This is a genomic window from Marinobacter salicampi (genome assembly GCF_011074795.1).
GTDB classification, from domain to species: Bacteria; Pseudomonadota; Gammaproteobacteria; order Pseudomonadales; family Oleiphilaceae; genus Marinobacter; species Marinobacter salicampi.
The window spans coordinates 76,562-93,054 of the sequence record NZ_JAAMPF010000026.1 but is presented as its reverse complement, the minus strand read 5'-3'; the positions used below and the strand labels follow the sequence as shown (position 1 = coordinate 93,054).

13 protein-coding genes are annotated in these 16,493 nt (G+C 50.4%); 4 read left to right on the top strand and 9 right to left on the bottom strand.

Annotation, left to right across the window (positions count from 1 at the left end; translation table 11 throughout):
- Positions 1–25: 25 nt before the first annotated feature.
- The 3 genes from xrt to G7W63_RS14645 all read right to left on the bottom strand — a co-directional run bounded on the left by xrt (position 26) and on the right by G7W63_RS14645 (position 4,103).
- Positions 26–1,615 (bottom strand): exosortase, encoded by a 1,590-nt coding sequence (xrt, locus tag G7W63_RS14655; RefSeq protein ID WP_166259684.1) that lies wholly within the window; start codon positions 1,613–1,615, stop codon positions 26–28.
- A gap of 103 nt (positions 1,616–1,718) precedes the next feature.
- Positions 1,719–2,942 (bottom strand): DegT/DnrJ/EryC1/StrS family aminotransferase, encoded by a 1,224-nt coding sequence (locus G7W63_RS14650; protein ID WP_166259681.1) that lies wholly within the window; start codon positions 2,940–2,942, stop codon positions 1,719–1,721.
- Between the two features lie 9 nt (positions 2,943–2,951).
- Positions 2,952–4,103 carry a glycosyltransferase family 2 protein gene (locus tag G7W63_RS14645; RefSeq protein WP_166259678.1) on the bottom strand — a complete coding sequence of 384 codons (1,152 nt, stop codon included), beginning with the start codon at positions 4,101–4,103 and terminating at the stop codon, positions 2,952–2,954.
- 368 nt (positions 4,104–4,471) lie between these two features.
- On the opposite strand from G7W63_RS14645, the gene G7W63_RS14640 reads away from it, so the two are divergent.
- The 4 genes from G7W63_RS14640 to G7W63_RS14625 all read left to right on the top strand — a co-directional run bounded on the left by G7W63_RS14640 (position 4,472) and on the right by G7W63_RS14625 (position 9,481).
- The gene (locus tag G7W63_RS14640; RefSeq protein WP_242634434.1) at positions 4,472–5,317 is read left to right on the top strand and encodes a polysaccharide deacetylase family protein; all 846 of its coding nucleotides are present in this window, start codon (positions 4,472–4,474) and stop codon (positions 5,315–5,317) included.
- Positions 5,314–6,525 carry a glycosyltransferase gene (locus tag G7W63_RS14635; RefSeq protein WP_166259672.1) on the top strand — a complete coding sequence of 404 codons (1,212 nt, stop codon included), beginning with the start codon at positions 5,314–5,316 and terminating at the stop codon, positions 6,523–6,525. The genes G7W63_RS14640 and G7W63_RS14635 overlap by 4 nt, the downstream gene beginning before the upstream one ends.
- A gap of 23 nt (positions 6,526–6,548) precedes the next feature.
- The gene (locus tag G7W63_RS14630) at positions 6,549–8,348 is read left to right on the top strand and encodes an ATP-binding cassette domain-containing protein (protein WP_166259670.1); all 1,800 of its coding nucleotides are present in this window, start codon (positions 6,549–6,551) and stop codon (positions 8,346–8,348) included.
- Between the two features lie 95 nt (positions 8,349–8,443).
- Positions 8,444–9,481, top strand: coding sequence for a sugar-transfer associated ATP-grasp domain-containing protein (locus G7W63_RS14625; RefSeq protein WP_166259667.1), 1,038 nt, complete (start codon positions 8,444–8,446; stop codon positions 9,479–9,481).
- Positions 9,482–9,643: 162 nt separating this feature from the next.
- Here the strand turns inward: G7W63_RS14625 and G7W63_RS14620 are convergent, their stop codons facing one another.
- The 6 genes from G7W63_RS14620 to G7W63_RS14595 form a co-directional block, all read right to left on the bottom strand.
- The gene (locus tag G7W63_RS14620) at positions 9,644–10,474 is read right to left on the bottom strand and encodes a hypothetical protein (RefSeq protein ID WP_166259664.1); all 831 of its coding nucleotides are present in this window, start codon (positions 10,472–10,474) and stop codon (positions 9,644–9,646) included.
- Positions 10,475–10,528: 54 nt separating this feature from the next.
- Positions 10,529–11,578 carry a polysaccharide pyruvyl transferase family protein gene (locus tag G7W63_RS14615; RefSeq protein ID WP_166259661.1) on the bottom strand — a complete coding sequence of 350 codons (1,050 nt, stop codon included), beginning with the start codon at positions 11,576–11,578 and terminating at the stop codon, positions 10,529–10,531.
- A 63-nt stretch (positions 11,579–11,641) separates the two neighbouring features.
- Positions 11,642–12,469 carry a glycosyltransferase gene (locus G7W63_RS14610; protein ID WP_166259658.1) on the bottom strand — a complete coding sequence of 276 codons (828 nt, stop codon included), beginning with the start codon at positions 12,467–12,469 and terminating at the stop codon, positions 11,642–11,644.
- Between the two features lie 30 nt (positions 12,470–12,499).
- Entirely contained in the window at positions 12,500–13,615 is a 1,116-nt protein-coding gene (locus G7W63_RS14605; protein WP_166259655.1) for a glycosyltransferase, read from the bottom strand.
- Positions 13,605–14,537: a glycosyltransferase family 2 protein gene (locus tag G7W63_RS14600; protein WP_166259652.1), complete on the bottom strand. Its 933-nt coding sequence runs from the start codon at positions 14,535–14,537 to the stop codon at positions 13,605–13,607. The genes G7W63_RS14605 and G7W63_RS14600 overlap by 11 nt, the downstream gene beginning before the upstream one ends.
- Positions 14,538–14,908: 371 nt before the next feature.
- Positions 14,909–16,111 carry a hypothetical protein gene (locus tag G7W63_RS14595; protein WP_166259649.1) on the bottom strand — a complete coding sequence of 401 codons (1,203 nt, stop codon included), beginning with the start codon at positions 16,109–16,111 and terminating at the stop codon, positions 14,909–14,911.
- Between the last annotated feature and the right edge of the window lie 382 nt (positions 16,112–16,493).

The following is a 16,493-nucleotide window of genomic DNA, read 5'->3' as shown; positions in this document are numbered from 1 at the left end:
CTTGATGTCAGATTAGCTGCTTTAGCTATTGGTTATACAGCTCATCAAGATAAGACTGAGCCGTGGGACGAATAGAGGAGGCCATTGAGCTTAGCTCCTCCATTTCGTCGCACTCGCTGCAAGCCACGGCAAACACCAACAAGGAGGCGTCCGACCGGCTGTTCAGAATGCCGGGCAGTTGAGCCAGTTTGGCTTGCAGTTCAGTGTTCTCCCAGCGCCCTTCAACGTAATAGCCGTACGCCAGATGAATAAACTCGCCGGACTTGCGATCCCTCAGCGACAGGCCTCCGAGCTGTACCCCATCCCCTGCATTAACGGTAAACGTCTGCTCGGGGCGCATATCGCGCGAGCCGGTGACCCGATTCTCGTACTGGACAGCTTCCCGTCCCGGCCGCTGGTAATCGTAACTGTAGAGGCCAATGAACAGACCGTCTCCGGTGCCCAGTTCCTCTCCGGCCAGCTCCCTTTGCTTATAGGTGCGTTCAAGGATGCGGTCCGGCTTGACGATTTCGGGCTGCCAGCCATGCAACCGCTTCTGGAACAGCGGCATCCACTGATCGCCATCAACCAGTTGGACCTCGTGGGGCCGGGTAGAACTGGTGGCCCCCGCCTGGGGCGAAGGCGAGACTGACCAGGCCAGCAGGCCGACCAGCACCAGGGGAAGGACTGCGCCAACGCCGCCAACGAGCGGGCGGCTTTTGCGTGCTGCCGGGGCATTGCCTTGTACCGGCGTGGCGCTGGACTCCCGGGCCACCTGGGCGTCTTCCCGTTTCTCGAGGTGGCGGCCGAAGAAGAACAGAGGCACAAGCGTGGCGGCGAACACCCACCAGCCGAACATGTCGTGATCCGCAATAAGGGATGACGTCATCTCCGTTTCGTAGCCCTGGTAGATGATCACGAACACCCGGATCCAGTTGGCGATCAGCGACAGCAGGATACCCATGGCTATAAGCACAAAACGGCTGCGCCAGAACCTGTAGTTCAGTTCCCCGTACAGCGTCGATAGGGTCACACCTACCAGCAGGTACCTAAGCCCGGAACAGCCGTGGGCAATTTCAAAGGCACCAATACCGGGGAAATAGACAAAGACGCCCTCCACCACGAACTCGATATTCAGGGGCGTGAGCATCAACTGATTTATGCTGACCGTGACCACCTGCAGGGGCCAGGACAGGTAATCCCAGAAGGGCATGGCGAAAATCAGCAAGCCCACGGGAATAATAAAGGGCACCGTCTGTCGCCAGCCCCACATCAACAACAGCCCTGACCCCAGAATCGGCATGAGAGCCAGGTACTGGAAGGTTTCAATCATCAGGATGCGGCCGCTCAGATAAACCAGCAGCGACAGCACGAAGGGTATCAGCCAGGGCCAATAAAAACCCACCTCAGGCCTGGTGCGACGCCAGGTGATAACGGAGAGCCCAACGGTTACCGCAAGAAGGAGGAAGCCATGGGAAAAGGAGCCATCAAAACTCAGCCAGACCCTGCTCAGCACTATCAGGGTGGGCAAGGTGGCGATCAGAAAAGCAAACGCAAAGAAAACGGGGGCTACCCACTGGGACGTCTGTTCGCGGTTTCCAACTGCCATGTGATACTGCTCTCCCTGATAATGCATGCTATTTCCTGAAAAACACGTAGCCGCAGTCTATAGGTTGTAGCGAAAACTTGCATCATCCGTCACGCATCACCCTTCGCTGTTCACCCGTGACCCGGTACCGCTAACCTGGCTGCCTCCCCAACCCAGCGGAATCTTCCGGCTCAGACAGATGAGACAGGATATCTGCCGTTCGTTCAATGTCAGCAGAGGTCACATCTTCATGCACAGGCAGGGTCAGCAGCCGGTCGGCAAAGTCCCGGGCATTGGGAAATGCATCCGAGCTGAACCCGGGCAGGTGTTCCAGCCCGGCAATCTGGGGCAGCGTCGTGCCGTAAAACGCGTTGGCCCCTATGCCGGCCCTGTTTAGCAGTGCCAGCGCGCGGTCTCTGATTGGCCTTGAAGGCGCCAGCACCGGGTAGCGCAGAAGCCTGGGCTGAAGGGCTTGTTGCGATCCGGGCTGTGATGATGGCTTATCCTGACTTCTGGCCGCTGCGGGCAAAGACCAGTTGCGCCTGGTCAAAAGCCCCAGGGCATAGTCATAGGAGGCGGCAAGGCAGGGACGGTTGCGATGGTACTGGACGCCGGCGTCTACCAGACCCTCAATCGGTACCTGGCGGGTAATGGTATGCAGCGGGTGGAACACCGTCTGGCCGATACCGAGAAACGGCAGCCGCTCAGCCAGACCATACATGGGCCGGGTCAGAAGCAGGTTGAACAGCCAGCGTTTGATGGTCCAGGGCATGCCTGAAGACACCCGAACCTGGGAGTAGCGCCCCAAAGTGCGGGCCGCCGCTTCAGCATGATCCTTCCGAATCAGCAGAGCGCCTCCCCCCATGAGATTGACCGGTTTGCCCCGGCCAAAACTCAGCACCACGCAGTCTGCCAGCGCCGAGGTGCCGGAATCCGGTGGAAACGACTGGGCAGAGTCTTCGATCAGCCAGGCGCCGCCCGCATCAGCCAGCTCGCGAAGTGCGGGAAGGCGCTCCCCGATACCCACAAAATTGACCGCCACAATCGCTACCGTGTTGTTGCCCATGGCTGACTCAACGGCAGCCAGATCAAGGCGCGGCTCTTCCCTTGCGATATCCACCAGAACGGGTTTCGCACCCTGGGCCAGCACAGCAGCGACCAGATCAGGGCAACCGTAGGCGGGCAATATAACCTCCGCTTTGACAGGCTCCGGATGATTGCCAATGGCCAGGGCAATAGCCAGGGACAGGGCAGACGTGCCGCTATCCACGAACTCGGTGTGGTAATCACCCTCCCAGGAAAATGCCGGCCTCTGGGCCTGCCCGAGCGGTAGGGGAATGCGACTGCCAACCGGCCGGAGCTTGCGGAAACTCAAGGGCGTCTCCTATCGCTGAGAGGGCGACCAGACAGTCATCCTGCGACCGCGCAGGAACTGAATGGTTGCATGGGCAATGGCGTAGTTCACCTGTACGAAGAAATAGGGAATCCGCGCGAAGGCTCTTTTTTGCACTGACGGTGAAAGATGGGCCACAAGCACAGTGCCATAGAACAGGAACTGCAGAACCAACGCCAGCCGGTACAGGGCCCCTTCATCGGCCAGAGCTACCGTGGTGACCAGCAGCACGATCAGGAACCAGGGCACCGCCCAGCGCATCAGTTTATGACTGAATACCTGGAAAGAGAACAGGCCAAACTTCGTCGGGTTCAGCACCTCGGGGTGCCGCGCCAGGGCCGTCAGACCCCTGATAACCGTCCGAAGCTTCCGCTGGTACTCCTTGGACGAGTCTGCCACATCCTGGTAGTGGCCGAGCACATCCGGCGCCGAAACCGCGACGTAGCCCTCCCTTGCGCAATTAAGGGCTGAATTGAAGTCGCTCGGGGAATGAATGTCCCAGCGCTGGCAGAGCTCCCGGCGAACCGCGAAAAAGGAGCCGCTCAGGCCCACAAGCCCGCCCCGCAGCGACTCGAGCTTTCTCAGCCACATCTCGTATTTGACGTAGGCGCCCTCGCCCACCACGCCGCCGTCGCGGCTGACAAACACATCCTCACTGGAAACAGCGCCAACGGTCGGGTTGTCGAAATAGCGAACAAGTGCATTGAGGGCATCCGGCGGGATACTGGTGGCCACATCAGAAAACACGACGATGTCGCCGCTGGCTTTGGCGATAGCGTCTTTCTGGGCGTTCTCTTTGCCCAGCCGGTCCTCGGTTCGCGACAGGATAACGCCACGGCCTGCGTATTCCCTGACAATCTCGTCTGTTTCATCCGCGGAGGCATCCGAGGCGACAATAATCTCAAGGGGCTCGTATTCCACCTTCAGGGTATTCTCGAGTTTATCGCGGATACGCTTGGCTTCATTGTGAGCGGTAATAATCAACGAAAGCTTTGGTCTGGTGTCATTGGCAGGCACCTCCCTGTTATCACCAATAGCGGCTGGCAACGTCCGTTTGCGGGGCAAGAAACTTAATATGAGGGGATAGATAAAGTAGCTGTACACAGAGCCGATAGCCGCGACCCAGAAAATCAACTTCAGCATTTCCAACATCCTTGCCAGATCAAAAAGGATTGAAATTCTAACACGACACCGTAAGTGACCGGCACCGAAGCTTCAATTTAATTAAGACCCTAGAGTCAGTGACAGACGCAGCGCAAACTGGCACTATCTACCGGATTCTCGACCACGATAACGATACGGACGACGGCTCCGCCAAGACGGAATGAAGCTCACGGAGAGCAACTGAAGTGAACGTTCTCAAACAAACCGCGAAGCAATGCTTCAATTATACGCTTGCCACTTTTGCCTTGATCAAACTCCGGCTCCAACGTACACCAACGTTGCTTATCCTGACCTACCACCGGATTTTGCCCGCCTCGGCTCCGGAAAGAGCGACGGAACAGCCTGGCATGGCACTGACACCTGAATCCCTGGACGCCCATCTCCGGCTTCTTCGCAAGCTGGGGGCTGAATTCGTTTCCCTGGATGGCTGGCTTCAATCAAGGCACAAGGCTGAAGCTCTGCCCCGGCTTGCGGTTGCGGTCACCTTCGATGATGGCTGGCAGGATAACTACCAGCACGCCTTCCCCGTTCTCCGGCAGCACCAAGTGCCGGCGACCATCTTTCTGGTTTCCCGCCGGGTGAATACGCCCTGGCAGTTCTGGCCGGAGCGGATACTGAATATTCTGCTCAACCACGACCAGGAACTGGACCACCCTGCCCTGGCCTGGCTCAGGGAATTCGGCGGCACCCGAAACCTGACGAGTGACCAGGCCAATGGCGTTATAGAAAACCTCAAGCAGCTAGACGATGAAACCATCGAGGCCCGCCTTGAGGAGGCCGAGTCTGCCATTCCAACGCTCAGAATAAGCGATCAGCGTTTTCTGCTTAACAAAGATGAAATGGAACAGATGAGGGATTCTGGCCTGATTGATTTTGGCGCCCACACGCGGCACCACTACCGCCTGAATCACCTGAAGGAAGCAGGCTCCCTGGAAAGCGAGATTTGCGGCAGCCTTAAAGACCTGAAGGCGGACGGCCTCTCGCCGGTCAACATTTTCTGCTACCCCAATGGCAACATCACTGCCGCCGGTGAACAACTGGTCTCTGATAACTTCCAGGCCGCCTGCACCACCCAGCGGGGCTGGAATACAGCCGGGGTTCAGCCTCACCTGCTTTCCCGGTTCAGCTTTCATGATGGCAACGGTGGCACCAATGCCGGTTTCCTGGCCACGCTGGTAAGGCCCGGCCAGTGACCCGGAAACAACAGAAAGTGCCCGTTGTAACCCATGTTGTCTCCGGAGATATATGGGCCGGTGCCGAGGCCCAGGTCTACCAGCTGGTCCGCGCCCTGCAGGCCAACCAGACCGTTACACCCACGGCAGTGGTCTTTAACGATGGGGACTTAATGCAGAGGCTCAAGGCGGCAGGTGTTCCTGTAACCCTGGCTGATGAGAGGGTTGAGTCACCCCTTGGGCTGATACGCGGTCTTTGTCGGCACTTCAGGCACCATGGTACAGCGATCGTCCATACCCACGGCTTCAAGGAAAACGTTCTGGGCACCCTGGCCCAGAAACTGAGCCGGGTCCCCAGGTCGGTACGCACTGCCCACGGCAACCCGGAGGCAGAAACAAGCTGGCGTAACCCCAAACGCAAGATCACCACCCTCTTGGACCAGGCAACCGCACGCTATGGTCAGGACGCTGTTGTTGCCGTATCAGGCCAGCTGGAGAGTGACCTGAGCCGGGCCTACCCCGACAAGACGGTCAAAATCCGAAACTTTATTGAAATCCCGGAATTGTCACAGCAGGCCCCATTGGCAAAATCGATAGAATCGACAGGGCCCGAACCAGCACAAAACGAAGCCCCAACGGCAATAAGGATTGGGCTGGTGGGCAGGCTGGTCCCGGTCAAGCGGGCGGATATTTTCATTGATACCGTCGGTCTCTTAAAGAGTCAGCTCTCGGCCCCGGTAAAAGGCATCATCATCGGCGACGGTCCCCTTAGGGAGGCCCTGGAAGCCTACACCAGGGAAAAAGGCCTTGCTGACTCCATCGAGTTCAGGGGCTTTGTGGCCAACCCCGCCCAGGAGCTGGAACAACTGGACCTGTTAATGATGCCATCGGATCACGAAGGCATTCCCATGGTTCTGCTGGAGTCACTGCTGGCGAGCCTGCCCATTGTGGCCCACAACGTCGGCGGCATCCCGGAGATACTGGATGACGGCCAGTGCGGCTACCTGGTGGACGAACACAGCCCGACGGGCTACGCCGCCAAAGCTGCAGAGCTGCTTAGTAATCCCGAGTTAATGGAACAGTTCAGGCGCGCCGGACGTGCTCATCTGTTGCAGGAGTTCAATAAAGATAAAAATGCCCGGAAGTACGAAGCACTCTATAACGCCATCTACTTCGAGCCCGGCCGGCCCCTGACTACGATTTTTCGCAGTACGCGATCACAACCCTAAATTCTCATAACCAGAGATGCAGTATGTACATTTTATCGGTGATCAAAACCATCCTGAGTGTTCTTGATAAGAAAACCAAACGGCAGTACATCGCTCTTCAGATTGTCTTTTTTCTGTCAGCATTTTTCCAGGTTGTCGGGATCGCCAGTATTGGTCCTTTTATCTCCATCCTTTCCAATCCTGACGTCATCCACACCAATAGCATCCTTTCATGGGGATACGAGCAATTCGGGTTCCAGACCGACCTGCAGTTCATTATCGCCGCAGCGCTGGGTTCCCTGGTTCTGATTCTGTTATCCAATGCGGTCGCTGGCATGACCATCTGGCTGACCTACCGGTTCTCAGTCTCCCTTGGCAGCAGCCTTCAGCAAAAGGTTTACCGCAACGCTCTCTACAAGGATTACCTGTCCCACAAGACCGAGAACTACACGAAAAAGATAGCGGTAGTGGCAGCCCAGGTACCCCGTTTTGTCTACATGCTTTTCCAGCCTTTCCTGCTGCTAACGAGTCAGCTCTTTGTTGTGCTGCTAATCCTTGTTGGCTTACTGATTCTGGATCCGCTATTGGCCCTTATTGCAGGCGGAATTATTGGTGGCTCATACCTGGCCACATACGTCGTCCTGCGACGCAAGCTTGCCCACCACGGCGAAGTCATCTCTGATAAAAACAACAGGGTACAGGCAATTCTTTCAGAATCCTTCATAGGCATTAAAGACGTAAAACTGGACTCTCTTGAGAGCCGGTATATCGATCGGTTTAGTTCAATCAATGTCCGGGGCCTGAAATCCCAGGCGTTCATTGCCCTGTCTGGTGAGTTACCCAAATTCGTCATTGAGTCCATTTCCTTCGGAGCGATACTGATCCTGGCCCTGGTGCTGCTCACAACTCAAGACGACATCCGTTCAGTTGTACCCATCCTGAGTATTTATGCACTGGCGGGCTATAAGCTGCTACCCACCATGCAACAGATCTACAAATCTCTTTCCAGCCTAAGTGGTCACGGCTCGGTTGCCAAAGTTATCAAGAAGCGACTGGGGTCAACTTCCGAAGAAGAAACAGAGGTTCCCAAGCCAATAAAACCGATGAGCATTGATCAGGTTCAGCTCTCGGACGCCGAATTCAGCTATAACAAAGACAGTGAGCCTGCGGTCCATAACGTCTCCCTGACCCTCAACAAGGGCGAGATCTACTCACTGGTGGGCCATTCGGGATCCGGCAAATCTACCCTTGCGGATATCATACTGGGGCTGCTTAAACTCCAGTCGGGCAAGCTCATTGTTAACGATCAGGTTCTTACCACCGAGGATCTGCCCTCATTCAGAAAAAAGGTGGGGTATGTGGCCCAGACCATATTCATTCTGGACGATAACGTCGTAAACAACGTCGCCTTTGGCGTCACGGAAAATGAAATCGACATGGATCGCGTAAAGCATGCCCTTACGTTGGCCAACGCAGATGAGTTTGTCGACGACCTTCCGCAAGGCATTTACTCAAACCTGGGACAAGACGGGAAACTGTTAAGCGGCGGTCAACGGCAACGGATTGGTATCGCCAGGGCCCTATACAAGCAGACGGATTTGCTAGTGCTGGATGAGCCTACCAGTGCCCTGGACATGGAATCCGAATTCAAACTTATGACCACACTGAATTCTCTTAAAAAAGATTTAGTTATTTTGGTCATTTCTCATAGACCTGCCTCTATAAAGATGTCCGATAAAATTATTTTAATGGCCTCTGGAGGAATACAGGATATCGGTACCTATAGTGAACTCACCTCGAGAAACGATAGCTTCAGAGATATGATGCACCATTCCACCGAATAGCGAATCGTGTAGCACAGTGACGACCTATAGAGCGATGTTCCCTACTCATATAAACTTGTCGAGCTTCTAACTTCCGTATAGCAGGATCAAAATTTATGGGTATTATTGGCAAGGCCAGGAGAGTTAGACATTTTCTAAAAACGGACAGAAGATATGGGGTGAAACCCGATTTCTTAATGTTACGTGATGGTTTTTTTTCAAAAAGACGGTATTTTTATCCTTTCGATAAATATCATAAAGCGTTATTTATTACTGACTGGGAAATCGAGTTCCACTTTCGGACTTTAAATCCCAATACAGCAAAGGAAAATTTAAAAAACAAGATTTTCTTTCAGTTGATGCTGCGTCACACGCCTCTCGCCGATAGCAGTCCAGGCCTCATAGGGTCAGTTTCAAATGGCCAGTATCGGTCTTATTCCGAGTTTTCTACTGTCAATAACATATTCGACTCTAAGGACCGCGTATTCCTTAAACCTGCCTCCGGCTGGGGCGGGGAAAGGTGCTTCCTCGCAACGAGCCCCAATGATATCCCCGACAAGGGAACTTACGTTATTGAAAACTGTGCTGAACCTCACCCTTATGCATTGACAATATTCCCATATTCCATCAATACCATAAGAGTCTTTACATTAAAGGATGAGCATAATGAACCCTTTATCGTAGGCGCAGCCCACCGCTTTGGTGGGCAGGCAGACAGCCCTATTGATAACTTTAGTAAGGGGGGGATATCTTGTGGTATCGATATGGCCACGGGCATTCTAAAATCGGGTACCTCTAACCCAGGGGCGCATGCCACGATATTACATCAGCAGCACCCAGTGACTAAAGTAGACCTCGCTGGCGTACAAATACCATTTTGGGAGGATGTTAAAAATTTAGCGCTAGACCTGGCTCGTTATTATGGCGACCTGAATTATGCTGGATGGGATATCTACGTATCCCCCAATGGCCCAAAGATAATAGAAGGTAACGGGGACCTGCCGAACCCAAATTTAATTCAGGTTCATTCCCCCCTTCTGGTATCTAACAGAGTAAGAAATCAGCTATACAATTTTGGTATGATTTCAAAAAAGAGGAAAGAATTTATCGATCAACTGTGCCAGACATCTCATAAGGCATTAGACATTCCATGAAGATCGGAACGCGGAAGAGAAAGCAGTCTATCAAAGAGAATTTTCATGACGGACAAGATACAGTGATTTAGGAACGAAGATGACCACCTTGGCCAGCGAGTTTATCTTTTATCTAGCCGAAAGCGCGAATCTTGTCAGACGCCATCTAAAGCACATTCTCTATCAAAAGGCTCTGCTGCCTAAAAAGCATTTTTTTTGCCGTTCGTCGAATAAACGTAGCCTAGACGCCCACTTAAGATAGTTGAAAGGACGAGAAAGAAGCTTACGGGGTGCAAGTAGACCCTCGGTCAGCCCTCCTCTGGCAAAGTTACCATCGGAATGATTAACCCTATAAACCGCTGCGGGGTAACCGAATGGCTGCAAAGGGGTGCCCCTTTTTTTCATTTCTGGAAGCAAGCAACGATGGTGCCCATATATACTACTAACTATATCAGGCTCCATCTCATCTACATTTGCTGGTAAACCCAATAAGTCAGTCCTGACCATAGCATAGGTACCGCACCAGTTCTGGAAGTCCGGTAGTATCAAGCCCCACTTGGAGCGCATCGGCAGTAGCCACCCCTTATCAATGTACCAACCGAAACCGTCAGATTCCGCTCTTGCAACTTGCGCAATGTCCGACGCAATGAGGTCATCAGCATCTACCCCCATAACAAACCTGGACCCCGTATTTTTTGCGTGAATCATACCAGTTGCAATTTTGTACCCTTTGTCCCAACGGACAGCTTTAGTTCGCTCCTCCTCGGGACTTTCCCCGCGAAACACCGAAACTGTGGGCGGCTTTAGATCAACTCGAATAACCTGAAAGCACTCTGGGAGAGGCCTAAGTTTGGCGTCCCTGTTTGCAACTACGACGGCCCTTACGTCCGTAGAGAAGCCACAAGCAGCCTGAATTGAACTGGCGGTCTCATCAAGACGAGAAAGAACGTTTTCCCAGTCTTTCGAGGCTTGAGGAGATCTCAAGGGTACAACAAAGGTAAGTAGTTTATTCATCTCAAAATCCTTTTACGAGCGAATGAACCGACACAGCAGAGCCACGTTTTCCCTTTAGTGACCGCAGTCTTTGACAACTGAAGAAAGATAGGCTTCAACCTGTCTCTTTAATTTACAGAGCTTATCATAGTTTTCTTTTTGTAGTCGACCTCGATACTTTAGCAAATGGGCAACCTTATCTTTAATCTCAGCACCTTCCTCCACATATACTAAGAACTCTTCGAACCCAAACGTCTTAAAAAGATTAACAACTTTGTAATGATCTTTGGAAACAAGAGCGATAGGCAGAACACCTTCAGACATAGCCGGCAATAAAACATGGAGGCGATTACTAATAACAACTCCATTATCTCTAAAGAACCAGGAATAATCTAAATCAGTAGGACTTTCCTCAATGTAGTTCGCAGGCAAGCCTGAGGTTTTCAATTCAGCGACAAGCTCAACATTAAACTCACGATCTTCCTCCACATTTGAAAAGAAGCAAATTTCGCTCTCTAGCATTGAACAGGCTTCCAGTGCCAAACTGATGGCTGGCTTGAGCAACTGACTGTAAGCAGAATCATAATAGTCGTCAGGTGTTTCCTTCCTCAGGCTGACCATAATATTCTGTCGAGCAGTCGCAGGCAGTTTAGGTGGTCGTAAAAAAGCCATATCCGGACACAAGTTAGCGTTTATGCCCACGTCCAATAAAGATATTTGGCTTTCTTTATCCCTAACGCCTATGGATTTAAACCTTTTATAATGCTGCGAATCAAATTCTTTACCTAACGAAATTCCCGCAATATGGAGCTCAGCACGCAAGAGTGACCAGGCTAACAGTGTTGTTTTGTCTCTAAATTTTTCAGCTTTGCTTTTCTTTTGTGCTTCTCTTGGAAGAAAACGAGCACCAGGCGGGTGGAAAACCAGAACTTTCTGCCCCTTAAGATAACACTTTAGTGCTTTAAGGAAGGCTTCTCTAAATCTGAGCGGCGACTGAATAAAGTCGCTCTTATCCGAACCAAAAAACTCAACCTTATCGTAACGCTTTAATTCGTTGTACAAACATGAAAATATCAATCTATCACCAAGATTATCATGCCGACCATTGAACTTCATAAGTATCATATTAAGATATCTGTTAAATAATAAAGTGAAAGACGTTAAACGCCTTTAATAATCGATACCACCTCAAGACTTTCTGGCAAATTTTTCTTTAAAAAGATAGCGGACAAACGCAGGATCAAAACGGTCGACAACCCAGCGGTAAGGTGGCAGAGCTGCTGACAGATTCAGGGACATGGGGTTAGTAAATACTTTGAAATCTTTGTGCAGTTGTTCGAGCCTAGAACCGTATCTATGCCCGCTTGGGCCGGCATAATGGATCATATAACTTTTGAAACGGGTATGGGTCTCGGTGATCACGCGAGTATGGTTGTACTCGTGCCCTAGTTCAAACAGATCTATACCAAGTTCATTTATTCGATGATTTAGATAAGGCTGGTCATTAAGCAGGTTAACTTCCTTTTTCCTGAAATCTCCCGTAGACCAGAGCCTCAATTCGTCTCTTTTAGGGTCAAACACAGACTTGTGAGCTTTACTAAAAACCATCACACCAGAATTAAAGTAATAATTTCTCCAGTTTACCTCACCCAATATTTCCTGCGTAAGGCGTATATCCCGGCCAGCTTTAGAAAACGCAGCCTCAGAGACAGCAGCGAATCTGTCTACCGGAACAAGGTCGAACAATGAAGGAGTTTTAGGAGAAACCAGAATATCCGTATCGACAAATACGATCTGATCATATTTATCTATGAGATCGTATAGTTGGAATTTTTCGTAACGCTCATCTAAACCGTAATTCTCGTTGACCTTGCGATCCTGGATTACAATGAAGTCAACTCCACAACGTTCAGCGTAGTCCTGCATTAGCGAATGGGTTATATCGCCCATTTGGGTATAGAAATCGCCTACTGCCAGCGTGACCAGGGCTTTTACGTGTCTCTGAGCTTTTTCCATTACTTAGCCTCTCTACCCTGTATTTTGAAATCAAATAACGTCATCTAGCGCTCCGATAAAACGCTTGACCATCGCACTGCTTGAGAACTCACCCTCCACCTTCGCTCTGGCAGACTGCCCGATTCTATCACGCAACGACTCGGATTGAATTAAACGAACCAGCACCTCAGTGGCACTGCTTTCGGATCCTTCCCTGTAAATTAACCCATCCTCACCGTCAGTCAACGCCGAACTAACAGAGGGGTTATCCGACGCCACTACCGGCAAGCCCGCCCGCATGTATTCAAGGATAGCCAAAGACATAGCCTCCCCCTTTGAGGGATGGAAAGCGATATCAGATGTTCCCAGTTTCTCAGCCACGTTATCAACTGGCCCATGAAAAATTACAAAAGGCTCAATCTCCAAATCCTTTGCAAGCAATTTAAAGGCTTCGAGGTCTGGGCCGCCACCAAATAACGCGTACTGAACATCCCGCCGCCCATGCTCAAAGACCAGAGCCCGGATTACCTTAAGGGAAAAGTCGATACCCTTGTAATAAGACGCCCGCCCCACAGTCACGATTCTGACAGTCCCGTCTTCCTTCCGCGCTTCCGGCTTAGCATCCGTTACGTCGATGCCATTGGTAACACAATAGACTTTGGAAGGGGGTACACAATTGATTTCAATAAGGCGCCGCTTGACGTAGGGGCTCACCGCAAAACATGCAGAGCACGAGATCAACGGAAGCCTGTTGATAATGAGCTTTAGTAATCTTTTTACGGAACCAGGGGGCGTCCGAACACCGGGCGTGTGGTCGTGAACGATGATCTTGCGAACACCACATAACCTGAAAACGAGATACCGAAACGAGCTAGTTTCCTGGTCGGTCAGGTAGAGCACCTTAATCGAACGTTTTCGAAGGTAGCGTGCCTGGCGAATCACCGGACCTAAGGAGCGGGCGGTAAAGTCTTCTTGCTCGACAATGCAATTATGCTCGGTTAAACATTCAGGAATCTCGGACACCGTGGGGAAAACGACATAGGTCTGATAAGCTTTAGCTTGGAAAAAAACCGACAACTCGCACCAAAGTCGCTCCATTAACTTCCACGCATATCCAGTATTGGAATCGAAATTGCCAACAGCCAAAACACCTGCTTTACGCAACACGCTGGCCCTCCACTGGTTTGGCAATAAGACGCTTTAATAACCTCTTCCAATTTTCTTTGTAGAGAAGTGAATTAACGATATGGGACAAACCACGCCTTACAAGTCCCAGCTTTAAATAGCTCTTGCCGATAGCAAACTGTTTCTGGGATATATAAAAGTTACAGAGGGATCTAACATTTTTTTTCACATACAAATCTCTATACAGCTTCATACTGATAAGGTTTACATTATCTTTAGCCAGGAAGTCTGAAGATTTATTAGAGTCATGAACACGTACCGTTGTTAAGCTCTGGCTCACGTATGCAAATCGGTATTGCCTCGATACCTTTAAAACAAAGTTAAAGTCTTCAGACTTCAAGATACCCGGATCCCATCTATAATGATCGTGAACATCGCGCCTAACAGCGAAGGTGGAAGGATATAACGGATAGCCTTTAAAAAGCAGCCTCAGCAGATCTTCGCCTTCAATGGTATATAGCTCTCGCTCAAACTGAGCTGCGAGATCGTAGATGTATGGAAACATGTCCGAATTGGACAAGGAGTAAGGCTCAGGCAGTTTTATGTCGTGTTTGTGAAAATCGGAAAACAGAAAGCTGGCGTCAGGAATCTTGCTAAGAGAATCCTTATATATAGCCAACTTTTCAGGATGCCAGAGGTCGTCACTGTCGAGGTAACAGATATATTGGCCGTTAGAAAGAGCCACGCCCTTATTACGAGCTGACGCTACACCCGCGTTGGTCTGCTTGTGGTAGATTATTTTTTCATCAAAAGAGCGCAACACTTCGTCCGTATCATCGGTCGAACCATCGTCGACCACTATAATCTCAAAATCCTGAAATGTCTGATCCAAAACTGATTCTATAGCTTCTTTGGTCATTCCGGAGCGGTTATAGGATGGTATTACTACTGAAAAAAAAGGCATATTAAATCCGTTTTATGATTGCCTACATTCGCTGCGTCAGCCCGGAGCGTCTATTTCCTGGTTACCATATAACCAACAGAAAGTCTGTCCCGGATGGAACACGCACGCGTCAGAATTAGCCAACAAGCCTATCCCATATTGGATTTAATCGGAAGACCAAAAAGCCGCAACTAGGATTACTATAACTTAAAGGGCTCCTGAGTTTGGCGTTTCGTACAGAAATACCAACGCCGGAGAGCGCGTATCAAGCGCTGACCTAACGTGGAGTAATAGCTGTACCGATTTCTTCCGAACCAACCTATACAAGCCTATGCTTAAGCATCACCCATACGAAGCTTACAGAAATATTCTGTCAATAATTTAACGTGTTTTTACAAATGACGACGTCCGCCCCTTCCCAACAAAATTTTGGCCTGCTGCTTGAGCCCATTAACCACTTTAAAAATAGCTATCTTCACGCGAAGAGACTTGCTAATTTGGACATCAGAAGCCTTAGCTAACGATGCTATATCCGTACTAAATGAGTCGTTACTGGTCAGATATTTGAACAGGTACTTATCTTTAACCTTTTTATATTCAACTATGGAAAAGCTACGATTGAATTTTGAAAGATGACCCATGAGATCGATCACAAGCAGTGTCCGGACACATTTCTGACATTTTGAACAATTGCCTTTCGTATTATGGTCAACGCAGACATACAGATTTTCTTGGAACACAGGATTTTCGATAAGACGTCGGATCTTTTGCGACCGGGTGTATTGAGCTCCTTCTGATTGGATGTCCAGTCCTTCAGAATTGAGAAGAGGTAACGTAATCGGGTCGACGCCGCCAATAGTGCTGAAGGGTTCGACCTTTACGTCTTTGTATGAGCGAGCTGCAGCGTACCGGTACGTGGATACGCCCTTGCTCAACAAGTGTGCGACAGCCGCGTTTCGGAAACTATGTGTTTTAAAGAAGTTAAGATCCTCAAACCTGGAATAAAACTCATCCAGGTTTGAGTCCACCACAATTAAAGGTAAGCCAATAACAGAGGCCGAATCCAACGCCTGATTTTTCCTGCTATGGAATAGCTCTTTTTCTTCTATAGTTCCATTCGCACCGACATTATTAAATATGAGCAAGTCAATCCCACGCCGATCTTGGGACTCATTAAAGTAATAGTCGTCTAGAATCGAGTATGAATCGACGCCACCGGAAAACCCAGTGGCAGAAAGGCCTGAGACCGACCCTTCTTTCAGTACCTGTCCGTCATGAATTATAGCAACTGGCTCTAGACCAAGGATCTCAACGATAATCGGTATGACTCGCAATGTACAAGAAGTCAGAAGGTTATATGAGACGGGACCGCTTAGTTTAATCGACAGCCCTCCTCGCATCGCTGGTATAAGTAAGGCGACTAGGGCACAGTTGAGGCTCATATCCACATATGAAGCAAACGCTCTATCCAACCGAAAGTAAAGTGTATCGGAAAAGCAATCACTTTCAATTTTAAACTTAACGAGAGCTTCGCGGCCCTCTATTTCAATAACTGGGGTATGAATTGTTAGGTTTTTTTGGCTAAGTTTGGGCATAAAAGATCTCTAAAAATTTTAAGCGGGTGGCTAGCTTAAATGAAACGGCGTCACACTGAGACGGAAACAAAGCACCTATCGTTGGCCCCCTAAAGCAGACACCACCTATTTTACTTAAGCTAGTGCCGACCGGTACTTTTAAGGAGAGCTCGTTTCCAGTCCTCTGCGCGGGTAACTGCGATTATAGCCCCTGGACGATTCCTACCTACTTGCTTGATTACCACCGCGCTAGGAAGATCGTTGAGCTAAGCGTAGTCCTGTTTGGCGGGCCTCACGACCACTTTAGAGAGTACGTCACACCGAGGGGCTCTCACCTGGAACGCACCCCAAATAGCAGAAATGGCTTGTAGCACCCTTTTTCGCTGGCAATATAGCAGCGTCC